Below are 19735 nucleotides of genomic sequence, written 5' to 3' on the forward strand. Positions count from 1 at the left end.
GCGTTGTGGGATGACTGGCATGACTGGCGTGACGGCTGCCGCGACTCCGCCCGTCGTCGAGGGCGTCGAGTGGATACGCCCACGGCCGGGGCGACGCGCCCTCCGCAACGATCTGATCCTCGCGGTAATGCTCGCCCTCGGCACGGCCGCAACGGTGGTGCTGTATCGCCTCGCCGGGTGGGGCGAGGGCGACGGGGAGGGCGAAGGCGCCCCGTGGTGGGGCTCGGTGATCTGGGTCGCCGCGATGACCCTCCCGCTCGCGGCACGACGCATCCAGCCCGAGATCGTGGCGCTCGTGGCATCCGCGACCTTCATCGTCGGCGGTGTCGTGCCCGTCGGCGACGCACTCTTCAGCAACATCTGCCTGTTCGTCGCGATCTACACGGTCGGCGCATGGAGTCGCAGCCGTCGCCGGGCGACGATCGTGCGCGGCATCATCGTCGTGGGCATGTTCGGGTGGCTCTTCTGGGGGCTCATCTACTACTCCGCCGTGCAGGACTACCTGCCCGACTTCTCCCGCGAGGGAGCGCTCTCGCCCTATCTCGCGTACGGCCTGATCAACGTGCTCACGAACCTGCTCTACTTCGGCGGCGCGTGGTACTTCGGCGACACCGCCTACCGCTCGGCGCGATCGCGCGCCGAGCTCGAGCAGCGCACTGCCGAGCTCGCTTCGGAGCGCGAGCGCACTCGCGCCCAGGCCGTCGCGATCGAGCGTTTGCGCATCGCCCGCGAGCTGCACGACGTCGTCGCGCACCACGTCTCGGTGATCGGCGTGCAGGCCGGCGCTGCACGCCGAGTGCTCGCGAAGGATCCGGCCGCCGCGGCGACCGCACTCTCGTCGATCGAGTCGAGCGCCCGCGACGCCGTCGACGAGTTGCACGGCCTGCTCGGCACCCTCCGCGGCGACACGGAGACCGGCCCGGTCGCGGTGCTCGATGACGCCCTCGGGCTGGCCGGCGACGACCGCGAGCCGGCGACCACGAGCACGTCGACACGGGGCATCGCGCGCCTCGACGAGCTCGTCGCGGAGTCGACGGCGATCGGTCTGCCGACGACGCTCGCGATCATCGGCGACGCCGTCCCCGTCTCCGCGGTCGTCGACCTCAGCGCGTATCGCATCGTGCAGGAGGCGCTCACAAACGTTCGGAAGCACGCGGGCGCCGCCGCGACGGCAGAGGTCCGCGTGCGCTGGGCCGATGAGTCGGTCGAGGTCGAGGTGACGAACTCCGGCCCCGTGATGCGCCCGACGAGCGACACGACGACGGATGCCTCGAGCCGCCGCCTCGGCCAGGTCGGCATGCGCGAGCGGGTCGCCGCGGCCGGCGGCCGCCTCGAACTCGGACCGCGATCGCGCGGCGGCTACCTCGTGCGCGCCGAGTTCCCGCTGCGCCGGGCCGAGGAGGTGCCCGCGTGAGCATCAGGGTGCTCGTGGTCGACGACCAGTCGCTCGTGCGCGGCGGGTTCCGCACGATCCTCGACTCCGAAGACGGGATCGAGGTCGTCGGCGAGGCCGCGAACGGCGAGGAGGCGATCGCCGCGGTCGCGGACCTCTCCCCCGACGTCGTCTGCATGGACGTGCAGATGCCGGGCATGGACGGACTCGAGGCCACTCGCCGCATCACCGCCGACGAGGCATCCGCTGCCGCCGTGCTCGTGCTCACGACCTTCAACCGCGAGGACTACCTGTTCGCCGCCCTGGAGGCCGGGGCGAGCGGGTTCCTGCTGAAGAACTCGAGCCCCGAACAGCTCATCGAGGCGGTGCAGGTGGTCGCGCGCGGCGACGCACTGCTGTCGCCGGATGTCACGCGGCGCGTGATCGAGGCCGTGGCGAGCCGTCCACGGGCGGAACCGGCCGAGCTCGCGATACCCGCCGAGCGCGAGCCGAAGCCCGCCTCTGAGCTCGACACGCTCACCGACCGCGAGCGGGAGGTGCTCGAGCACCTCGCACTCGGCCTCTCCAACGCCGAGATCGCCGAACGGCTCTGGGTCGGCGAGGCGACGGTCAAGACGCACGTGTCGAAGGTGCTCATGAAGCTCGGCCTGCGCGACCGCGTGCATGCCGTCGTCTACGCCTACGAGCACGGGGTCGTGCGAGTGCAGCGCTGACGGCCCCGTCAGACCGACTGCGGCGAGCGCAACGCTCCGCCGGCACCGGGATCGCCGGCGTCGTGACCGAGCGAGACTGCGGCGTTCACCGCGTCGACGTGCACGATGCGCGGCCGGAAGGTGCGGGCGTCGGCATCCTCCATCTGCGCGTACGAGATCACGATGACGAGGTCGCCCTCGTGCACGAGATGCGCAGCCGCACCGTTGATGCCGAGCACACCCGAGCCGCGCTCGCCCTCGATGACGTAGGTCTCGAGTCGGGCGCCGTTCGTCACGTCGACGATCGAGACCTGCTCGCCGGGGAGCAGGTCGGCGGCGTCCATGAGGTCTCGGTCGACGGTGACGGAGCCGACGTAGTGGAGGTCGGCGTGCGTGACGGTGGCGCGGTGGATCTTCGACTTCAGCATGGTCCTGAGCACGACTGCCAGCCTACGGATGCCTCGTCGACTCCCGATCACGGAGGCGCCATGCTCACCGGATGCCTCAGCGACCGTTCCGGGCCGCCCCTGACTGGCATACTCGCTGCATGATCGACGTGCCGCCGCCTGCCGAGGACACCACGGCCGCACCCGGTTGGTATCAAGACCCCGAGGCGGCCGACATGCTGCGCTGGTGGGACGGCAGCTCGTGGTCGGAGACCGATACCAGAGTCGATGGTGATGACGGCTATCCGTCGTGGCATCCGGAGTTCTACCGGCAGCGCATCAGATCGGCACTCGAAGCGGTCTTAGTCAAGGTCGCAGCGCGGACCTGGTGGAGATGAGCCTCAGCCGAGCTCGCGCAGCTGCGCCGTGCGCTCGCTCGGGGTGTCGCCGGTGTTCACGGTGCCGCGCGGCTCGATGAGCATCGCCGAGACCTCGCCGTCGGCACGTGGGCGGTGCTCGACTCCCCTGGGCACGACGTACACGTCGCCGGCGCCGAGCTCGACGTCGCCGCCGCGCAACTGGATGACGAGCCGGCCCGAGACGACCATGAAGAACTCGTCGGTGTCGGGATGCGTGTGCCAGGTGAACTCGCCCTGCGCCTTGAAGACCTTCACGTCGTAGTCGTTCACGCTCGCGAGGCGGTGCGGCTGCCAGTGCTCGGAGAAGGAATCGAGGGCGGCCTGCAGGTTGCGCACATCGCGCACATCGCTCGCTTCATCGGTCATCGCGTCATTCTCCTCTTGACGCGGGCGTACCGTCGACGTAATGTAAGCGAATCATTAATTAAGGAGTTGCTTACATGCAGCAGGGGCCCGACGAGCTCAGCCTCGTGTTCCAGGCGCTCGCCGATCCGACGCGACGCGAGATCCTCTCGCGACTCCGCGGCGGCCCGACGACCGTCGGCGAACTGGCCGAGCCATTCTCGATGAGCCGGCCCGCGATCTCCCAGCACCTCAAGGTGCTCGAGCGCGCCGGGCTCATCGAGCGAACCGCGTCGGCCCAGTGGCGCACCTGCACCCTCCGCACCGAGCCGCTCGACGAGGCATCCGCCTGGGTCGAACGCCATCGCGGCGAGTGGAACGCCCGCTTCGACCAGCTCGACGAGCACCTCCGCACGAGGAAGGGACCGACGGATGCCTGAGCAGACCGCCTCCGCAACGAAGCAGTTCACCATCACGCGCGTCTTCGACGCACCCCGAGCAGTCATCTGGCGCGCGTGGACCGACCCCGACGAGGCCTCCGCGTGGTGGCACCCGGTCGGCGTCGCGACACCACGCGAGACCGTGGAGCTCGACGTGCGCCCCGGCGGGAGCTACCGCTACACGATGATCGCCCCAGACGGCTCGGAGTATCCGACGGCGGGTGTCTACCGCGAGGTCGTCGAGCCCGAGCGGCTCGTCTTCACGTGGGGCATGCCCGGCGACGACGACGCTCCGCTCATCACCGTGACGCTCGTGGAGGTCGGCGAGCGCACCGAGATGACGTTCCACCTCGTCGGCATCGCAGGAGTGCCCGGCGACGAGAACGTCTACGACGGCTGGGCGAGTGCCTTCGACGTGCTCGATGAGCGACTCGACGCTCCGCTCGGCCACCCGCTCGATGGCCCGCTCGCCGACGGAGGGCAGCGCTGATGGGCCGGCTCACCGTCGAGCAGATCGTGAGCGCCGACGGGTACGCGGCCGACGAGTCGGGCGGCCTGGACTTCTTCCTCGCGGCCGGCTCCGTCGACCCGGCGGACCCCGACCAGATCGCCTTCCTCGAGCAGGTCGACGCGATCCTCCTCGGCGCCAACACCTACCGGATGTTCGCGGACTACTGGCCGAACGCCGACCCGGCGGCCGAGCCCGTCGCCGAACCGATCAACCGCCTCCCGAAGTTCGTCGTCTCGAACTCGCTCGAGCGAGCGCCGTGGGGCGACGGCGAGATCGAGATCCTCGGCGGTGACGCCGCCGACTCGGTCGCAGCTCTGAAGCGGCGCACGGACTCGATCGTCGTGTGGGGCAGCTTCACGCTCACCGATGCACTCTTCCGAGCTGGGCTCGTCGACGTGTTGCGCCTGCGGATCGTGCCCGTGCTGATCGGTGCGGGCCGCCCCTTCACGCCGGCCGACCTGGGCGATCGACCGCTGACCCTCGACCACACCGTCGCGCACCCGAGCGGGCACATCGGCACGACCTACGTGATTCGCTGACCCGGCCCGGGCTAGCTGCGCTCCACCGGCACCTCGGCGGCGCCGGAGACGGATGCCTCGCCGTCCGGCGTCGTCGCCTCGTCATCCGGCGTCGTCGATGCCTCAGCCGGCGCGCCGTCCAGGTATTCCGCCGTCAGCAGCCGATAGGAGCGCGTGCCGAAGGCGAGGAGGGCGAGCACGACCATCGCGAGCCCGCTGAAGAGGAACACGAGGGCGATCCCCCGGGCGTCGCCGGCGCCGAGCAGCCAGCCCCAGGTCGCCTGCCCCTCGGCGGACTCCATGTAGGGGATGATCCAGAACTGGGCGATCGGGGCGATGAGGAAGGCGGTGATCGGAGCGGCCGCCGCCTCGAACGCCTGCGCGAATCCGAACACGCGGCCCTGCCGCCGGAACGGCACGACCTTCTGGATGACGGTCTGCTCCGCCGCCTCCACCGCGGGGATGAGGGTCATGTAGATCCAGATGCCGATCCCGTAGAGCACCCACCACTCGCGGATCGTGAACAGCGCCCCGAGCAGCCCCATGCCGACGACGACGAGGAGCATCGTGCGGATCGGATTGCGGCCGAGGCCCCACTTGGCGATCACGATGCCCCCGATGATGAAGCCCGACGAGGAGATGCCGAGCACGAGGCCCCAAGCCTCGACCGGGAACAGGGTGAGTCCGTACGGATCCATGAGCGCCATGTAGACGCCGCCGATGAGGTTGTTGAACGTCGAGAACACGATGAGGGCGAAGAGGCCCGGCGCTCCCCGGATCGCGGCGATGCTGCCGCGGAGGTCGATCGCGGGCGAGTGGTCCCGGTCGAGGACCGGGTGCGCCTCGGGAATGCGCACGAAGAACAGGTGCACGAGCGCGACCAGGGTCGCTGCGATGGCGAGCGCGAGCGTCCACCCCATGCCGAGCATGCCGATCGAGAGCCCGCTGAAGACGCTCGTGACGAGGAATGCGAGCCCCTGCACGGTGCCGACCATGCCGTTGGCGTTCGCGTGCCGCTCCTCGGGCACGAGCAGGGTCACGGTCGTCGACAGTGCGATGTTGCGCATGTTCTCGACGACGGCGCCGAAGAGGATGATGCCGGAGAACAGCCAGAACCACGGGCCGCCGAGATCGAGCAGGGCGGACTCGGGCTGCAGCAGGTAGAGCACACCGGCCACCGTGAACGAGCCGAGGGTCACGAGGCTCGAGAAGACCATGACCCGCTGCTTGCGGTGCCGGTCGACGATCGTGCCGAAGAAGATCGAGAACAGCGCGATGAGCAGCATGTAAGCGCCGCCGATGATGCCCGTCGCGAGCACCGACCGGGTCTCGAGGTACACCCAGAAGGTGAGCGCGAACCAGAGGAAGCTCGTCGTGACGTTCGCGATCATCGTGTTCGCGAGCACCTGCACAAAGGTGCGCATGCCACCGGGCGGCGGCACGACCGGTGCGGACGGCCCCGACGCAGGCGATCCCGAGGCGGGCGCAGCCTGCAGCGCCTCGCCCGGTCCGGATCCGCCGGGCACGTCGGTCACCCTGCGAGGATAACCAGCCCCTGCGACATCCGGAACCCCTCTCAGCCGACGCGCGCGACGCGAGCGGCGACGACCTCGGCGGCGAACGCCGTCGCGAGCCGGGCGCAGCGTGCCGCGGATTCCTCCTCGTGGACGAGTGCGGCATCGACGAGCTGCTGCTTGTCGATGCCGGCGGCGGCGAGTGCGGCGTCGTCCCACTTCTCGAGGTCGCGCGCTCCCGCCTCCGGGTGGAACTGCACCCCCCGCACGTGGCGACCGAGTCGGAATGCCTGGTTGACGCACGCCTCGCTCGAGGCGAGCAGCACGGCGGCATCGGGCAGGCGCGTGATCATGTCCTGGTGGTTCTCGATCACGTGCGCGACCGGTGAGAGCGACGAGAGCACGGCGTCGTCGCCGCCCTGTTCCGTGACGAAGACGGGAGTGGCCCCGCGCTCGGGCGTACCGTACGAGGCCCGCACCTCACCGCCGGCGACGTGCGCGATGATCTGCGCACCGAGGCACACTCCGAGCGTGGGGATGTCGGCCGCGATGGCCTCGGTCGCGAGCTCGCGCTCCCGGGCGAGCCACGGGGCGCGATCGTCGTCGTCGGGCATGAGTCCGCCGCCGAGCATGATCAGGCCGTCGAAGGAGGTCAGGTCGTCGGGCAACCCCTCCTCGCCGACGGCCACCACGAGGTCGAGCCCCGCGTCCTCGAGCCACGGCAGCATGCGCCGCAGGCTGCTCGGGCGGGAATTCACGACCACGAGCACCTTCGGGCCGTCGTTCACTGTCACCATCTGCGCTCTCGCTCTCTCACGCCTCGACGGGTCGGCTCGAGCCGGCGCCCGTGAAGCCCAGGTAGTCGTCATCGGATGCCGCGACCACGCGCAGCACGTTCTCGGTTCCGAGCTTGCGCAGCTCGGGCTCCGTCCAGCCGCGGCGGGCCAGTTCGGCGAACAGCACCGGATAACCCGAGACGTCGTCGAGCCCCTCGGGCATGTCGTCGGTGCCGTCGTAGTCGCCGCCGAGGCCCACCCCGTCGATGCCGGCGACGTTGCGCACGTGCTCGACGTGATCGGCGGCGTCGGCGACGGTGACCGGCGGCTTCGGTCCGGTCTCGCCGCCGTCGACCCACTCCCGGCGCTCGGCCGTGAGGAAGGAGGGCACGAAGGTGACCATGTACACGCCGCCGCCGTCGGCGACCCGGCGGATGATCCGGTCGGGCATGTTCCGCGGGTGCGGGTTCAGGGCCGCGGCGCTCGAGTGACTGACGAGGGTCGGCCGGGTCGACGTGTCGAGCGCTGCATCGGCCGTGGCCACCGAGACGTGGGCGAGGTCGACGAGCACGCCGATGCGGTTCATCTCGGCCACGACCTCGCGGCCGAACTCGGTGAGCCCGCCATGCCGCGCCTCATCGGTCGCGGAGTCGGCCCAGTCGCTCGTCGACGTCCAGGTGAGCGTCATGTACCGCGCACCGAGCCGGGCGTACTCGCGCAGCACTGCGAGCGAGTTGTCGATCTGGCCGCCGCCCTCGACGCCGATCATCGAGGCGATCCGACCCGCCTCGATCGCCCGCCTCGCCGTCTCGGCGGTCGTCGCGAGCTCGAACGTCTCGGGGTAGCGCGCCGCCATGCGGTGCACGAAGTCGATCTGCTCGAGCGTCGATCGTACGGCGGCCGCCCCCTCGATCTTCGAATCGACCCACACCGACCAGAACTGACCGGCGACACCGCCGTCGCGCAGCTTCGGGATGTCGGTGTGCAGCGGCGTCGGCTCGGAGCCGTCGAGCCCCTCGACCGAGTAGCCGCGCTCGGTGCGCGCCGTCCACGGCAGGTCGTTGTGGCCGTCGAAGACCGGGATCTCGAAACGCTCGTGCTGCATGACGCCGTCCTCAGTGCTCTCGGTTGATCAGGTGGGTCTGGAGCCGGGCCGTCAGTTCGGCGTCGAAGACCCGCTGCACGCCGTCGAGCTGAGCGACGGCCACCGCGGAACGCGTGCTCGAGAGCAGCCAGATGTCGTCGGCGAGCGCGAGCTGCTCGACCCGCACGGGCTCGCGGTGCGTCTCGTGACCGAGCTCGGCGAGCAGCTCGATCGCGCTCGCGAGCGTGGTGCCGGCGAGGATGCCGTCTTCGCTCGGCGGGGAGACGAACCGGTCGCCGAACCGCAGCAGCACCGTCGACGACGGCCCCTCGAGCACGAACCCGTCGATGCTCGTGAAGATGACGTCGGCGGCGCCTCGACGCGATGCCTCTCGCAGCACCGACTTGTTGACCGCGTACGACAACGATTTCGCGCCCTGCAGCAGCCACGGCGAAGTGCGCGCGACGTCGTGCCGGTACCCGCGATCGAGCGTGACGACCGAGACGCCCTTCGAGCGCGGCACGGTGAAGTCGTCGGCATCGGCGATGCAGACCCAGCCGACGGGCACGCCCGTGCCCTCGATGCCGCGGGTCATCACGAACTTGACGAAGCCGTCGGCGGTGCTGTCGTGCGCCGCGATCGCGGCGTGGATCGCGTCGCGCCACACGTCGAGCTTCGGCGCGGGCAGGTCGAGCAGCGCCGCCGAGCGGGCGAACCGTCGCAAGTGCTCCTCGATCGACTGGGGCCTGCCGTTGTGCACCCCGAGCGTCTCGAAGATCCCGTCGCCGCGCGTCGCGCTCAGGTCGCGCACGTTCAGCTGCGGCGCGTCGACGTCGGCGAGGCGGAATGGGGTCGGCGTCCCGGGGCCGCCCTCGGCTGCGTCGTCGACCATGACGAGCACGGCAGCGGATGCCGCGGCTCGCGTCTCGTTCGGCGAGGCGCGCTCGGCGGAGTCGAAGCGGCGCTCGAGGTTCTGCTCGATCCAGGCGAGGTCGACTTCGAAGCCGATGCCGACGCCGGTCGGCACTGCCACGACGCCGCCACGAGCGATGACCGACGGCGTGATCACGTCGCGGGCGTAGTACTTGTCGGAGCCCGAGACATCCGAGGGGTAGCTGAAGTGCTCGAGCGAGGAGAGCGCGAGGTTCGCGGCGCGCCCGATGCCGAACTCGTGCATTCCGCCGCACCACACGGGGATGCCTGCGGCGCCGGCGAGGTCGTGCGCGGCCTTCGCCACGGTCAGGCCGCCCATGCGGGAGACCTTGATGTTGAGCACCCGACCCGAGCCCAGCGCGATCATCGTCTGCAGGTCATCGAGGCGCACGATGGACTCGTCGAGGCAGACGGGCGTCGCGATGCGCTCCTGCAGGCGGGCATGCCCCACGAAGTCGCCGGGCCCGAACGGCTGCTCGATCATGCTGAGCGACTCGGCGTCGAACTCGGCCAGTCGGGCGATGGTGTCGTCGTCGCTCGAGTACGCGCCGTTGGCGTCGACGTGCATCTGGAGGTCGGGGAACGCGCGCCGAACTTCGCGCACCGGGTCGAGGTCCCAGCCGGGGGCGATCTTCAGCTTCACCCGGCCGTAGCCGGCGTCGAGCTGCGCGCCCACCTGCGCGAGCAGCTCGTCGATCGTCGGCTCGATGCCGAGCGAGACTCCGGCCTCGACCTCGGTGCGGGTGCCGCCGAGCGCCTCGGCGAGGGGAATGCCGCGCGACGTCGCCCAGAGATCCCACGCGGCCCCGGCGAAACCGGCCTTCGTGAACTCGTGGCCGCGGATCTTCGCCCAGAGCGCATCGACCGCGCTCGGGTGGCTCCAGTCGGCTTCGAGCACGCGCGGCACGAGGTAGCGGGTCGCGATCGACCACGCCGTCTCGGTGTTCTCCGCCGTGAAGTAGGGGTCGCTCGGAGAGGCGATCTCCCCCCATCCCGTGGCACCCGCGTCATCGGTGAACCGCACGAGGATGTGTTCGAGCCCGGTCTTGCGATGCGAACTCGTCTGGAAGCCGTGCACGAGCGGCAGGCTCACCTGGAAGAGTTCGATGCGGGTGACCCTCATGGTGCGTCCTCGTCGTTTCGGTGGTCGAAGTACAGGTTCATCTCGTGGTTCAGCTCGTCGCGCGTGGCCAGCCGCCGCCGGGCGCCCTTCGCACTCGCGGTAGTGAGCGTGCTGAGCAGGTGGCAGACGGCTGCGACCGAGGTCGGCGAGTCGGCGTACGACGCGGATCCGGTCTGCAGCACGATCAACGAGGTCGCGAACGGTGCCAGCGGCGCGTCGTCGCTGTCGGTGAAGACGACGAGCTGACCGCCCGCCTCGCTGAAGAGGCGGCCGAGCGTGACGGTCTCCCGGCGGTAGCGGCGCAGCGAGAAGAGGATGAGCACATCGGTCGAGCGCACGTCGCTGAGCACGTCGAGCGGGTTCAGCGCGTGCCCGTCGATCAGGTAGACGTTCGGCACCGTCGCGGCGAGGTCGGCGTTCAGGAGCGCGGCGTAGGCCGCCGACTTGCCCGCTCCGGCGATGAACTTGCGCCGCGAACCGAGGATGATGGCGGCCGCCTGCGGCACGGCCGCGCTCGCGCGGAGGTGCGCGAAGGTGCTCTCGAGCGAGGCGGCCTCGGTCTCCATCACGCGGTCCTGGAGGCCCTCGGCCGAGAGGTTCTTGCGCATGCGCACGCCGAACCGCGCCTCGGGCGAGCTCAACGTGCGGTTGAGCTCGTGCTCGAGCTGCTCGTGCTCGAGCTGTTCGTCGCTGCGCGCCTGCATCGTCATCGCACTCGCCCTCCGGCCACCGACGGCACGGCGAGGTAGGCGGAGGCGGCTTCGTCGATGCGCTGGCAGCTCACGAGTACGAAGCCCTGACCGTGCAGTTCGTGCATCGTGTCGTGCAACCGAGCCGTGCCGGCCTCGCCGGTCGGGATGACCACCCAGCGCCCGGCTCCATGCGCGATCGACGCGCCCGGCTCCGCACCCGCGAGCGAGGCGGGCGGACGCTCCGAGCGGACTGCCGCGTAGGGGTCGCCTCCGGCCGCCAGCGGCCAGTCGACGAGCAGGCGATCGGTGCCCGGCCGCCCGTAGTAGTCGCGCACGAAGGCGGAGCTGTGCGCCCCGAGGATGTCGAGGTTGAAGTGGGCATTGCGCCCCAGGGCGGGGTCGAACGCCCAGCGCATCGTCGAGACGCCCGAGGCGAGCACGACCTCTCGCTGACGCAGCTTGAGCAGCCTGCCGACACCGCGTCCTTGGGCGTGCTGCTCGACGACCGCCGCCTGGGAGTAGTGGAAGACACCGGAATCGTCGGAACCGAGGAAGCCGTATGCGAAGCCGATGAGCTCGCCGTCGGCATTCCGCACCCCGACCGCGGACCCGCCGTTGCGCACGAGCGCGCTCAGCAGGTTGCTGTTCAGCGCGAGCTCCTCCGAGGAGTAGCCGAAGACCCGTCGGTACAGCGCACTCGCCTGCTGGAAGTCCTCGTACTTCGAGAGCTCATGGGTGGTGAGTCGCTCGTCCACTCCACTGTCTCGCGCCTTCGCATCGGTCACACTGCTCATTATACGAATCATATAATTGTCACGTCCAGCAGAATCACCGCGTTTCGCGCCCGGAATTCTTCGAACCGTGTGGAACGGTGTTGCTACCATATGCTTCATATCTTCGACAAGGAGTGAGATGACGCCAGCAGAGATCGAGGCAGCTGCGGATGCCGCGTGGCACACGGTGCTCGAGCGGCTCGAGCAGCTCGTGCGCATCGAGACCCCCTCGTTCGATGCGGTGGCGAGCGCGCGCATCGCGCTCGTGCTCACCGAGTGGTTCGAGCCGCTCGCGAGCGAGCTGCGCACGGTCGTCACCGAAGCGGGAACGCACCTCGTCATCGACGTCCCCGGCACGGACGACGAGGCGCCGCTCCTGCTGCTCGGCCACTCCGACACGGTGTGGGACCACGGAACGCTGACGGGCGAGGTGCCGTGGTCGGTCGAGGGCGATGTGGTGCGCGGACCGGGTGCCTTCGACATGAAGAGCGGACTCGTCACCATGCTCACCGCCCTCGAGATCCTGCGGGATCGGCCGAGGCGCGCGGTGCGGATCCTCATCAACTGCGACGAGGAGGTGGGCTCCCCCACCTCGCAGGAGCTCGTGCGGAGCGCGCTCGACGGCGTCGCCGGCGTCATCGGCTTCGAGTCGCCGCACCCCGACGGCGCGTTCAAGGTGGGGCGTGCCGGCAGCACGCGGCTCCGGCTCGACATCGAGGGCAGGGCCGCGCACGCCGCACTCGACCCCGAGAACGGCGTCTCGGCCATCGACGAGCTCGTCGACCAGCTGCTCGTCGTGCGCGAGGTCGTCGCCGAGGCATCCGCGACCTCGCCCGTGCTCTGCAACGTCGGCACCATCTCCGGGGGCGCGAGGGCGAACGTCGTGCCCGACGCGGCCTCCGCCGAGATCGGGCTCCGCTTCGTCGACGGTGATTCGGAGCGGCACGTGCTCGATGCGCTCGCACGACTCGAACCCATCCGCTCCGGCGCCGTCGTGCGCGCCACCATCCTGACGAGCAGGCCGGCCTGGCAGGCGGGCGCGGGCGATGCGGAACTGCTCGAAGAGGTCGGGCGCGCGGCATCCGCTCTCGGCCAGTCGGTGAGCGGCCGACCCGCGGCCGGCGCCGGCGACACCAACCTCGTCGGCTCGCTCGGCATCCCGACGATCGACGGCTTCGGCCCGCGCGGCGGTGGCGCCCACGCGGTGACCGAGCACCTGTCGCTCTCGTCGCTGCGCGAACGCATCGAGCTGCTCACGACGGTGCTGGCTCGCTGAACCCCGCTCACCAATTACGTTCCCCACCGACCGCGGCGGGAAGCGGCACGTCGGCCGGGCGCGTCACATACACGACGCCGCCGCTGCCGCCGGCGCTCCGCAGCCAGGCCCGTTCGAAGGCCGCGCGCGGATAGCTCCGGCGCACGCCCGAGGCATCGGGCGCCGCCGGGTCGTTGACGACGACGTCGCCGTCGGCCGTGAATCCCGCGATCACGAGCAGGTGGCCCTCGGTGACATAGCCGGCCTCGGGGAGCTCGTCGCGCGTGAACGAGACCGAGGCGATGAGCGGAATGCCCGCGGCGATGAACCGTTCGGCCTCGTCGAGCGAGCGCAGCCGGGTGACGAACGATTCGAGCCCGCTGCGGGCTGCGAACGCCGCGTTGAACGACCAGTTGCCCGTGCCCCCGTAGTCGTGGTCGTAGCATCCGGTCGCCGCCCACACGACCTGGGGGTCGCCGTTCGGCGCGTCGATGCCGACCAGGGCCTGCTCCGATGGCAGTCGCCCCCAGAAGCCGAGCACCATCGCGGTCGCGGTCGGCGAGCACCAGGCCTCGCCGCCGCCGCCGAGTTCGACGTGCGTGCCGCGGTGCAGCTGCTGCGAGAAGCGCGGCACCTCGAGCGCGACGCCGTCAGCGCCAGGCGCACCGGGCGCGCCGGGAGCCGCGTCGTCGATCGAGGAGACCATCGCCCCCACCATCGCGAGCGATGCGGCGGCATCGGCTTCGACGTCCTCACCGCGGGCGAAGGTCGCGCGAAGCCGGTACGCCGTGAACGCCCGACCCTCGGCGGCGACGAAGGTGTCGGCGAGCACGGATGCATCGGCGTCTCGCTGGCTCGACACGGTCGTGCGCCGGATACCTCTCGCATCGTCATCGTGCTCCGTCCACCGGGCGAGCGCGAACCACGCGGTCCATGACCCGTCGGCGATCCGGGCGCTGAGTTCGAGCTCGATCCAGGTGCCCGGCGGGGTGCTCGCGTGCCACGACAGGATCGCCTCGGTCGCGGGGAACGGCACCTCGACGGCTTCCGAGGTCCAACGAGCCGACGCTGCAGCCGGTGCCGGTGCCGGTGCGACCTCCGCCGCCCACCCGGGGCGCAGCCGTCCTGCGTCGTCGACGACGGTGCCCTCGTGCGTTCCCGGGGCGAACCCGGCCGCCCCGCGCACAGCGTCGAACTGCACGTGCCGTGTCATGCTTCCCCGCCTCAGCCGTGCAGCAGGTGGTCGCGGATGACGTCGCCGGCCTCGCGCATCGTCGCGAGCGCCTCGTCGCGGTGGTCGGAGCCGCGCTCCCAGTTCGCGAGCACCGAGTACGCCACGCGGCGCTCCGGCGACATCACCACGCCGATGTCGCCGCGCACGCGGCTCGTCGTCCCGGTCTTGTTCCACATCCAGATGTCGCGGTCGTAGAAGTAGTGGGCGAGCGGGTCGAGGCCCCAGGCCGACGCCACCATCGAGCAGTCCATGCCCGCGCCGAGCCAACGGCGCAGTGTGTCGCACCCGGCCTCGGTCAGCACCTCGTTCTTCGCGACTCGCGCGACGAAGTCGGTGAGCTCCCGGGCGCTGCCCGTGGAGAGGTTCGGCGGAAAGCCCGTGGGGATCGGCCAGCGCACGATGTCGTCGAGCGAGCTCTCGGTGTAGCCGAGGGCCGCGGTCGACGCGTGCACGGCGTCGAGGCCGACCCGTCGGCACATCGTGTTGGTCGCCGCGTTGTCGCTCACCGCCCCGATGAGGGCGCACAGGTCGTAGATGCTGAGCGTGTCGGCCTGCAGCAGGTACCAGAGCCCCGAGTTGTCCATCCACTCGCTCGGCCGACGGGTCACCGCCTCGTCGAGGCGCAGCTCGCCGCGCTGCTCGAGTTCGAGCACCGTGTGCAGCAGGAACACCTTGCCGATGCTCGCCGTGTCGAGGGCGAGGTGCTCGCCCTGCTCGAAGAGCACGTGGCCCGAGTCGAGGTCGACCGCCTTGGCCGACCACGTGATACCCGATCCCGTCGCGAACTCCATGCGCTCCCCCGTTCCGCCCTGTGTCATACCCGCGCCTCCGTCTCGAGCACTCGTCCGGCCACGAAGGCACCGAGTCCCATGGCCGTCGGCTCACCGCGCCCCTGCACGATGATGCGGTCGTTCGTGAGGTCGGCCACCGTCGTCGCGAACGTCCACAGGCCGGCGGAGCGGTTCAGCACCCCGTCGGACCGGAGTGCCGCGAACACCGACTCCGCGTCGAGCGTGGCGCCCTGCCGCTCATCGAAGTGCCCGCTCAGGCGCTCACCGCGCGTGCGGCTCTCGACGAGCGACTCGTCGCCGGCTTCAGGCTGCATGCCCGGGCCCGGCTCGCCGACGAACCGCAGGTGGTTCGTGTGCCAGAGGCAGGGCGCGTCCGCCGAGGCATCCGTCGTCGCGATGACGCCGGCGACGTTCTCGATCATGACGACCCGGCCGGTCTCGCGGTCGCCGACGTTGAACGAGAACCCGCCGGCGCATGGCATGGATGCGGCGCGCTCGAGCGCCTCGCGGCCCGAGTGGCTCCGCTGCGCATGACGCGCGACGAAGTGCCGTCCGGCGCCGGTCGTGTCGGGATCGACGACGGGCAGGTGGTCGAGTCCCCAGACCGTGCCCGGCTCCGTCGCGACGAAGGAGTTCGCGGGCAGGAAGCCCGGGTACCAGACGACCGTCATGCTCGGGTCGCCCTCGATCACGAGGGTCAGCAGGCAGACGTCGTCGACCGAGCCGCCTGCGCCGTCTTCGTTGTGACCGACGACGAGGGCATCGGATGTCGCGAGCGACACGTCGCTGCACCCGGTGCCGTCGCGGCCGAGGTCGCCGCGCAGGTTGTAGACCCACAGGTCGAACGCGGGCAGCCCCGCTCCCTCGGCGAGCAGGTCGAGCTCGCGCGACTCGACCGGGCAGAGCCGACGTGTCGACGCCTCGATGCGCCGCATGCGTTCGGCAACGACCTCTCGCTCGACGCGGGTCATGAGCGCCGACCACTGCGCGTCGGCGCGACCGCGGATGTCGCGGATGCGCTCGGCGAAGTGCTCGCCGAGCTCGCGGAAGACCGTCTCGCGGTCACCCGTGACGACCACCCAGGGCAGGCCGGAGACCGCGGGATTCTCGTGGACGGTCATGCCGGGTTCACTCGGCGGCCGCGAGCACGCCCTCGCGCCCCACGATCTTCGGAGCGGCTGCGAGCAGCTTCTTCGTGTACTCGTGCTGCGGGTCGAGGAGGACGGTCTCGGTCGCGCCCCGCTCGACGATCTCGCCGTGGTACATCACGGCGACCGTGTCGGCGATGTTCCAGGCGAGGCCGAGGTCGTGCGTGATGACGAGTGCGGAGAGGCCGAGCTCGTCGCGCAGGCGGAGCATGAGCGCGAGGATCTCGCCGCGCGCCGAGGCGTCGAGCGACGCGACCGGCTCATCCGCGATGAGCATCTGCGGATTCATCGCGAGGGCGCCCGCGATCACGACGCGCTGGCGCTGACCGCCCGAGAGCTCGTGCGGGATGGCCTCGAAGAAGTGCTCGGGCGGCGTGAGCTCGGCGTTCTCGAGGCTCGCGGCGACCTGGTCGCGCTCGTCCCCGGGGTAGCGCTGGATGCGCAGCCCCTCGGCCACCGACTCGTAGACACTGAGCTTCGGATTCAGGGCGGCCGACGGGTCCTGCAGGATGAGCTGCACCTGGCGACGGAACTCGCGCAGCTGCTTCGTCGAACGACCGAGCGGCGTGCCGCGGAAGAGCACCTGGCCGCCCTGATCGGGCCGCTCGAGGCCGAGCAGCGTGCGCGCGAGGGTGGTCTTGCCCGAGCCCGACTGACCCACGAGCGCGACGATCTCGCCGCGACGGCACGCCAGGTCGACCCCGCGCACCGCGCGCACGTTCTTGCCGCGGGCGCGGAACGTCACGCTGAGGTTGCGCGCCTCGAGCAGCACCTCGTCGGTCGCCCCGAGGTCGCCCTTCGCCGGCTCGCGCACGGGCGCCGAGGCATCCGCTGCGCCGATCGCGTCGATCGAACCCGTCGCGACCGAATCGCTCCGGCGGGTGACCGGCTTCAGCCGCGAGGCCGGGTCGCCGATCGTCGGGAAGGCATCGGCGAGCTGCTTCGTGTAGGCCTCGCGCGGCTCGGTGCAGATCTGCTGCGATTCGCCGACCTCGACGAGCTCGCCGTTGCGCATGACGGCGATGCGCTCGCACGCGGTGGCGAGCACCGAGAGATCGTGGCTGATCATGAGGAGCGAGATGCCCCGACGGGTCACGAGGTCCTTCACGACCTCGAGGATCTGGCCCTGCACGATGACGTCGAGCGCGGTGGTCGGCTCGTCGGCGACGATGATGTCGGGCTCGCACGCGAGCGCCATCGCGATCATGATGCGCTGCTTCTGGCCGCCCGAGAGCTCGTGCGGGTACGAGGCCGCCTTCGCGATCGGCAGGTCGACCTGGTCCATCAGCTCGGCGAGGCGCGCCTTGCGCGCCTCCGCGGTGCGCCAGCCGTCCTTCACGTGCAGCTCGAGCGCCTCGATGATCTGCTGACCCACCGTGCGAACGGGGTTCAGCGAGTGCATCGCCCCCTGGAAGACGATCGCGACCTCCGACCAGCGGAGCGCTCGCAGCTCGCCGAAGCTCAGCTCGGCGACGCTCCGGTCGCCGACGCGCACCTGACCGTCGATCACGGCGTTGTCGGGCAGCAGCCGCAGCGCGCTCATCGCGAGCGTCGACTTGCCGGAGCCCGATTCGCCGGCGATGCCGAGGGTGCCGCCGGCCGGCAGCGAGAGGCTGACGTTGCGAACCGCGGCGATGTCGCCGCGACCCCGCGACGCCGCGGTGCGGTACGTGATGGAGACGTCGTCGAAAACGAGATCCGGCATGCTCAACGGCTCCTCAGGGTCGGGTTCACGATGGCTTCGAAGGTGCGCCCGACGAGGGTGAAGGCGAGCACCACGAGCACGATCGCGAGGCCGGGGATGACGACGTACCACCAGTAGCCGCTCGTCGCGGCGGAGACGTCCATCGAGTCCTTCAGGATCGTGCCCCATGACTGCTGGGTGGGGTCGCCGAGGCCGAGGAAGGCGAGCGTCGATTCGGCGATGATCGCCGAGCCGACGGTGAGAGTGGTGTTGGCGAGCACGAGCGGCAGCACGGCCGGGAAGAGGTGCTTGCCGATGATGTGCCAGTGCCCGGCGCCGAGCACCTGGGAGCGTTCGACGTACGGTCGGGCCTCGACCGCGAGCGTCTGGGCTCTCACGAGCCTGGCCGTGGCCGCCCACGAGGTCACGCCGATCGCGATCACGATCGTGAGCACGCCCCGGCTCAGCACCGACGACAGCACGATCGCGAGCACGAGCGAGGGCAGCACGAGGAAGAAGTCGACGAATCGCATGATGATGCCGCCGGTGACGCCGGTGAAGTGGCCGGCGGCCATGCCGACGAGGGTGCCGATGACCATCGACATCGCCGTGGCGGCGACGCCCACGAGGAGGGAGGTGCGAGCGCCCCAGATCATGCGCACCCACAGCTCGCGACCCTGGTGGTCGGTGCCCATCGGATGCTCCCACGACGGCGGCGCGAAGCGCGGCTGATCGGTGAGCTGGGTGACGTCGAGCATCGAGCGGTCGGCGATGACCGGGGCGAGGATCGCGAGGAGGATCACGATGCCGAGGAAGATCAGCCCCGACATGCCCGAGGCGCTCGCGCGGAACTCGCGCCACAGCTTCGCGGCGGACGCACGGCGCCGGCGGCTCGCGACCTGCCGGGTCGTCAGTTGCGCGACGGGCCGCGCCTGTTCGGTGGTGCTCATGCGCGCCTCACTCTCGGGTCGAGCTGCCGATAGATGAGGTCGGCGATGAGATTCATGACGATGATGATCGTCGAGAAGACGACGAAGGTGCCCTGCAGCAGGGGCATGTCGGGGCCGCTGATGGCCTCGTACGTGAGCTTGCCGAGACCGGGCCAGGAGAAGACGGTCTCGACCGTGACCGCGCCGGCAACGAGACCGCCGATGTGCATGAAGACGAGCGTGACGGTGGGCAGCAGCGCGTTCGGCACCGCGTGCCGGCGACGCACGAGGTCGTCGCGCAGGCCCTTCGCACGGGCGGTCGTCAGGTAGTCGGAGGACTTCTCCTCGAGGAGCGACGCGCGCATGACCATGAGGTACTGGGCGAAGACCACCGCGACCATGGTGACCACGGGGAGCACCATGTGGCGCGCGACGTCGATGACGTAGGCGAACGTGCCCGGCTCGACGCCGGGGCTGACCATGCCGCCCGTCGGGAACCAGCGGAGGGTGCCGCCGAAGATCATGAGCAGGATCAGCGCGAGCCAGAACGTCGGCACCGACCACAGCGTGAGCGAGGTGCCGGTGGCGATCTTGTCGAAGAGCGAGCCGTTGCGCCAGGCCGCGCGCTGGCCGAGCCACAGCCCGAGCGCGATCGCGATGATGGCGGACGTGCCGGTGAGGAGGAGCGTCGGGCCGAGGTACTGCCCGATGAGCTCGCTCACCGGGGTGCGGTACACGTAGCTCTCGCCGAGGTTGCCGGTGAAGATGTTGACGAGATAGTCGAGGAACTGCTGGGTGACGGGCTTGTCGAGACCGTACTGCCGCCGGAGCTCCGCGATCTGCTCGGGGCTCATCGGGCGTTCCTGCGCGATGCGACGCACGGGGTCGCCCGGAAGCACCCGGAAGGCGAAGAAGCCGAGCAGCACGACCATCACGAGGCTGATGAGCGCCCCGCCGAGCTTGGTGCCGAAGTAGCCCAGGAACGACGAACGGGCCGGCGATTCCTCTGCGAGCTTCTGGTCGTGCACCTCCGCGTTCACGGGGGTGATCGTGTCTGTCATTGCGCTCCGTCCTCCTTCTTCCTGCGCCCTGTCGGTC

The 19735-nt window shown here is 70.4% G+C and carries 21 protein-coding genes; 7 read left to right on the forward strand and 14 right to left on the reverse strand.

Annotation, left to right across the window (positions count from 1 at the left end; translation table 11 throughout):
- Window positions 1-10: 10 nt before the first annotated feature.
- Both ACFCVM_RS09825 and ACFCVM_RS09830 read left to right on the forward strand, forming a co-directional pair.
- Window positions 11-1414: a sensor histidine kinase gene (locus ACFCVM_RS09825; RefSeq protein WP_375835988.1), complete on the forward strand. Its 1404-nt coding sequence runs from the start codon at window positions 11-13 to the stop codon at window positions 1412-1414.
- Window positions 1411-2106 (forward strand): response regulator, encoded by a 696-nt coding sequence (locus ACFCVM_RS09830; RefSeq protein ID WP_375835989.1) that lies wholly within the window; start codon window positions 1411-1413, stop codon window positions 2104-2106. The genes ACFCVM_RS09825 and ACFCVM_RS09830 overlap by 4 nt, the downstream gene beginning before the upstream one ends.
- 8 nt (window positions 2107-2114) lie before the next feature.
- Here the strand turns inward: ACFCVM_RS09830 and panD are convergent, their stop codons facing one another.
- Window positions 2115-2525, reverse strand: coding sequence for an aspartate 1-decarboxylase (gene panD, locus ACFCVM_RS09835; protein WP_375835990.1), 411 nt, complete (start codon window positions 2523-2525; stop codon window positions 2115-2117).
- Window positions 2526-2632: 107 nt separating this feature from the next.
- Here panD and ACFCVM_RS09840 point away from each other — a divergent pair, with 107 nt between their 5' ends.
- Window positions 2633-2869, forward strand: a complete 237-nt coding sequence (locus tag ACFCVM_RS09840) for a DUF2510 domain-containing protein (protein WP_375835991.1) — start codon at window positions 2633-2635, stop codon at window positions 2867-2869.
- A gap of 3 nt (window positions 2870-2872) precedes the next feature.
- Here the strand turns inward: ACFCVM_RS09840 and ACFCVM_RS09845 are convergent, their stop codons facing one another.
- Window positions 2873-3256: a cupin domain-containing protein gene (locus ACFCVM_RS09845; protein ID WP_375835992.1), complete on the reverse strand. Its 384-nt coding sequence runs from the start codon at window positions 3254-3256 to the stop codon at window positions 2873-2875.
- 74 nt (window positions 3257-3330) lie between these two features.
- Between ACFCVM_RS09845 and ACFCVM_RS09850 the strand changes: the two genes are divergently transcribed.
- Genes ACFCVM_RS09850 through ACFCVM_RS09860 form a run of 3 tightly spaced genes read left to right on the forward strand, consistent with a single transcriptional unit; the run spans window position 3331 to window position 4722 of the window.
- A complete protein-coding gene (locus ACFCVM_RS09850; protein ID WP_375835993.1) occupies window positions 3331-3672 on the forward strand; it encodes an ArsR/SmtB family transcription factor in 342 nt (113 codons plus the stop codon).
- Window positions 3665-4162 carry an SRPBCC domain-containing protein gene (locus tag ACFCVM_RS09855; protein WP_375835994.1) on the forward strand — a complete coding sequence of 166 codons (498 nt, stop codon included), beginning with the start codon at window positions 3665-3667 and terminating at the stop codon, window positions 4160-4162. The genes ACFCVM_RS09850 and ACFCVM_RS09855 overlap by 8 nt, the downstream gene beginning before the upstream one ends.
- Window positions 4162-4722: a dihydrofolate reductase family protein gene (locus ACFCVM_RS09860; protein ID WP_375835995.1), complete on the forward strand. Its 561-nt coding sequence runs from the start codon at window positions 4162-4164 to the stop codon at window positions 4720-4722. The genes ACFCVM_RS09855 and ACFCVM_RS09860 overlap by 1 nt, the downstream gene beginning before the upstream one ends.
- A gap of 11 nt (window positions 4723-4733) precedes the next feature.
- Here the strand turns inward: ACFCVM_RS09860 and ACFCVM_RS09865 are convergent, their stop codons facing one another.
- The 6 genes from ACFCVM_RS09865 to ACFCVM_RS09890 form a co-directional block, all read right to left on the reverse strand.
- Window positions 4734-6125, reverse strand: coding sequence for an MFS transporter (locus ACFCVM_RS09865; protein WP_375836699.1), 1392 nt, complete (start codon window positions 6123-6125; stop codon window positions 4734-4736).
- A 152-nt stretch (window positions 6126-6277) separates the two neighbouring features.
- The gene (locus ACFCVM_RS09870) at window positions 6278-7012 is read right to left on the reverse strand and encodes a type 1 glutamine amidotransferase (RefSeq protein WP_375835996.1); all 735 of its coding nucleotides are present in this window, start codon (window positions 7010-7012) and stop codon (window positions 6278-6280) included.
- A 16-nt stretch (window positions 7013-7028) separates the two neighbouring features.
- A complete protein-coding gene (locus ACFCVM_RS09875) occupies window positions 7029-8096 on the reverse strand; it encodes a dipeptidase (protein ID WP_375835997.1) in 1068 nt (355 codons plus the stop codon).
- A gap of 10 nt (window positions 8097-8106) precedes the next feature.
- The gene (menC, locus tag ACFCVM_RS09880; RefSeq protein WP_375835998.1) at window positions 8107-10131 is read right to left on the reverse strand and encodes an o-succinylbenzoate synthase; all 2025 of its coding nucleotides are present in this window, start codon (window positions 10129-10131) and stop codon (window positions 8107-8109) included.
- Window positions 10128-10841, reverse strand: a complete 714-nt coding sequence (locus ACFCVM_RS09885; RefSeq protein ID WP_375835999.1) for a MurR/RpiR family transcriptional regulator — start codon at window positions 10839-10841, stop codon at window positions 10128-10130. The genes menC and ACFCVM_RS09885 overlap by 4 nt, the downstream gene beginning before the upstream one ends.
- Window positions 10838-11608, reverse strand: coding sequence for a hypothetical protein (locus ACFCVM_RS09890; protein WP_375836000.1), 771 nt, complete (start codon window positions 11606-11608; stop codon window positions 10838-10840). Before ACFCVM_RS09890 ends, ACFCVM_RS09885 begins: the two co-directional genes overlap by 4 nt.
- A 127-nt stretch (window positions 11609-11735) precedes the next feature.
- Here ACFCVM_RS09890 and ACFCVM_RS09895 point away from each other — a divergent pair, with 127 nt between their 5' ends.
- Window positions 11736-12872: a M20/M25/M40 family metallo-hydrolase gene (locus ACFCVM_RS09895; RefSeq protein ID WP_375836001.1), complete on the forward strand. Its 1137-nt coding sequence runs from the start codon at window positions 11736-11738 to the stop codon at window positions 12870-12872.
- 7 nt (window positions 12873-12879) lie between these two features.
- Here the strand turns inward: ACFCVM_RS09895 and ACFCVM_RS09900 are convergent, their stop codons facing one another.
- Genes ACFCVM_RS09900 through ACFCVM_RS09925 form a run of 6 tightly spaced genes read right to left on the reverse strand, consistent with a single transcriptional unit; the run spans window position 12880 to window position 19698 of the window.
- Window positions 12880-14064: a peptidase C39 family protein gene (locus ACFCVM_RS09900; RefSeq protein WP_375836002.1), complete on the reverse strand. Its 1185-nt coding sequence runs from the start codon at window positions 14062-14064 to the stop codon at window positions 12880-12882.
- A gap of 11 nt (window positions 14065-14075) precedes the next feature.
- Window positions 14076-14903 (reverse strand): serine hydrolase, encoded by an 828-nt coding sequence (locus ACFCVM_RS09905; RefSeq protein WP_375836003.1) that lies wholly within the window; start codon window positions 14901-14903, stop codon window positions 14076-14078.
- Window positions 14900-15997, reverse strand: coding sequence for a C45 family autoproteolytic acyltransferase/hydolase (locus tag ACFCVM_RS09910; protein WP_375836004.1), 1098 nt, complete (start codon window positions 15995-15997; stop codon window positions 14900-14902). The genes ACFCVM_RS09905 and ACFCVM_RS09910 overlap by 4 nt, the downstream gene beginning before the upstream one ends.
- A gap of 7 nt (window positions 15998-16004) precedes the next feature.
- Window positions 16005-17729, reverse strand: coding sequence for an ATP-binding cassette domain-containing protein (locus tag ACFCVM_RS09915; protein ID WP_375836005.1), 1725 nt, complete (start codon window positions 17727-17729; stop codon window positions 16005-16007).
- A gap of 2 nt (window positions 17730-17731) precedes the next feature.
- Window positions 17732-18658, reverse strand: a complete 927-nt coding sequence (locus tag ACFCVM_RS09920; RefSeq protein WP_375836006.1) for an ABC transporter permease — start codon at window positions 18656-18658, stop codon at window positions 17732-17734.
- Window positions 18655-19698, reverse strand: coding sequence for an ABC transporter permease (locus ACFCVM_RS09925; protein ID WP_375836007.1), 1044 nt, complete (start codon window positions 19696-19698; stop codon window positions 18655-18657). The genes ACFCVM_RS09920 and ACFCVM_RS09925 overlap by 4 nt, the downstream gene beginning before the upstream one ends.
- Window positions 19699-19735 lie beyond the last annotated feature (37 nt).

Origin of the sequence: Agromyces sp. NPDC056389, assembly GCF_042262385.1 — a bacterium.
In the GTDB taxonomy this organism is placed as follows: Bacteria; Actinomycetota; Actinomycetes; order Actinomycetales; family Microbacteriaceae; genus Agromyces.

Bases quoted from the DNA above. Each gene is read 5' to 3' on its own strand.
- ACFCVM_RS09825 (WP_375835988.1), top strand. From the start codon at position 11: ATGACTGGCATGACTGGCGTGACGGCTGCCGCGACTCCGCCCGTCGTC.
- ACFCVM_RS09840 (WP_375835991.1), top strand. From the start codon at position 2,633: ATGATCGACGTGCCGCCGCCTGCCGAGGACACCACGGCCGCACCCGGT.
- ACFCVM_RS09845 (WP_375835992.1), bottom strand. From the start codon at position 3,256: ATGACCGATGAAGCGAGCGATGTGCGCGATGTGCGCAACCTGCAGGCC.
- ACFCVM_RS09850 (WP_375835993.1), top strand. From the start codon at position 3,331: ATGCAGCAGGGGCCCGACGAGCTCAGCCTCGTGTTCCAGGCGCTCGCC.
- ACFCVM_RS09855 (WP_375835994.1), top strand. From the start codon at position 3,665: ATGCCTGAGCAGACCGCCTCCGCAACGAAGCAGTTCACCATCACGCGC.
- ACFCVM_RS09860 (WP_375835995.1), top strand. From the start codon at position 4,162: ATGGGCCGGCTCACCGTCGAGCAGATCGTGAGCGCCGACGGGTACGCG.
- ACFCVM_RS09865 (WP_375836699.1), bottom strand. From the start codon at position 6,125: ATGCGCACCTTTGTGCAGGTGCTCGCGAACACGATGATCGCGAACGTC.
- ACFCVM_RS09870 (WP_375835996.1), bottom strand. From the start codon at position 7,012: ATGGTGACAGTGAACGACGGCCCGAAGGTGCTCGTGGTCGTGAATTCC.
- ACFCVM_RS09875 (WP_375835997.1), bottom strand. From the start codon at position 8,096: ATGCAGCACGAGCGTTTCGAGATCCCGGTCTTCGACGGCCACAACGAC.
- menC (WP_375835998.1), bottom strand. From the start codon at position 10,131: ATGAGGGTCACCCGCATCGAACTCTTCCAGGTGAGCCTGCCGCTCGTG.
- ACFCVM_RS09885 (WP_375835999.1), bottom strand. From the start codon at position 10,841: ATGACGATGCAGGCGCGCAGCGACGAACAGCTCGAGCACGAGCAGCTC.
- ACFCVM_RS09895 (WP_375836001.1), top strand. From the start codon at position 11,736: ATGACGCCAGCAGAGATCGAGGCAGCTGCGGATGCCGCGTGGCACACG.
- ACFCVM_RS09900 (WP_375836002.1), bottom strand. From the start codon at position 14,064: ATGACACGGCACGTGCAGTTCGACGCTGTGCGCGGGGCGGCCGGGTTC.
- ACFCVM_RS09905 (WP_375836003.1), bottom strand. From the start codon at position 14,903: ATGACACAGGGCGGAACGGGGGAGCGCATGGAGTTCGCGACGGGATCG.
- ACFCVM_RS09910 (WP_375836004.1), bottom strand. From the start codon at position 15,997: ATGACCGTCCACGAGAATCCCGCGGTCTCCGGCCTGCCCTGGGTGGTC.
- ACFCVM_RS09915 (WP_375836005.1), bottom strand. From the start codon at position 17,729: ATGCCGGATCTCGTTTTCGACGACGTCTCCATCACGTACCGCACCGCG.
- ACFCVM_RS09920 (WP_375836006.1), bottom strand. From the start codon at position 18,658: ATGAGCACCACCGAACAGGCGCGGCCCGTCGCGCAACTGACGACCCGG.
- ACFCVM_RS09925 (WP_375836007.1), bottom strand. From the start codon at position 19,698: ATGACAGACACGATCACCCCCGTGAACGCGGAGGTGCACGACCAGAAG.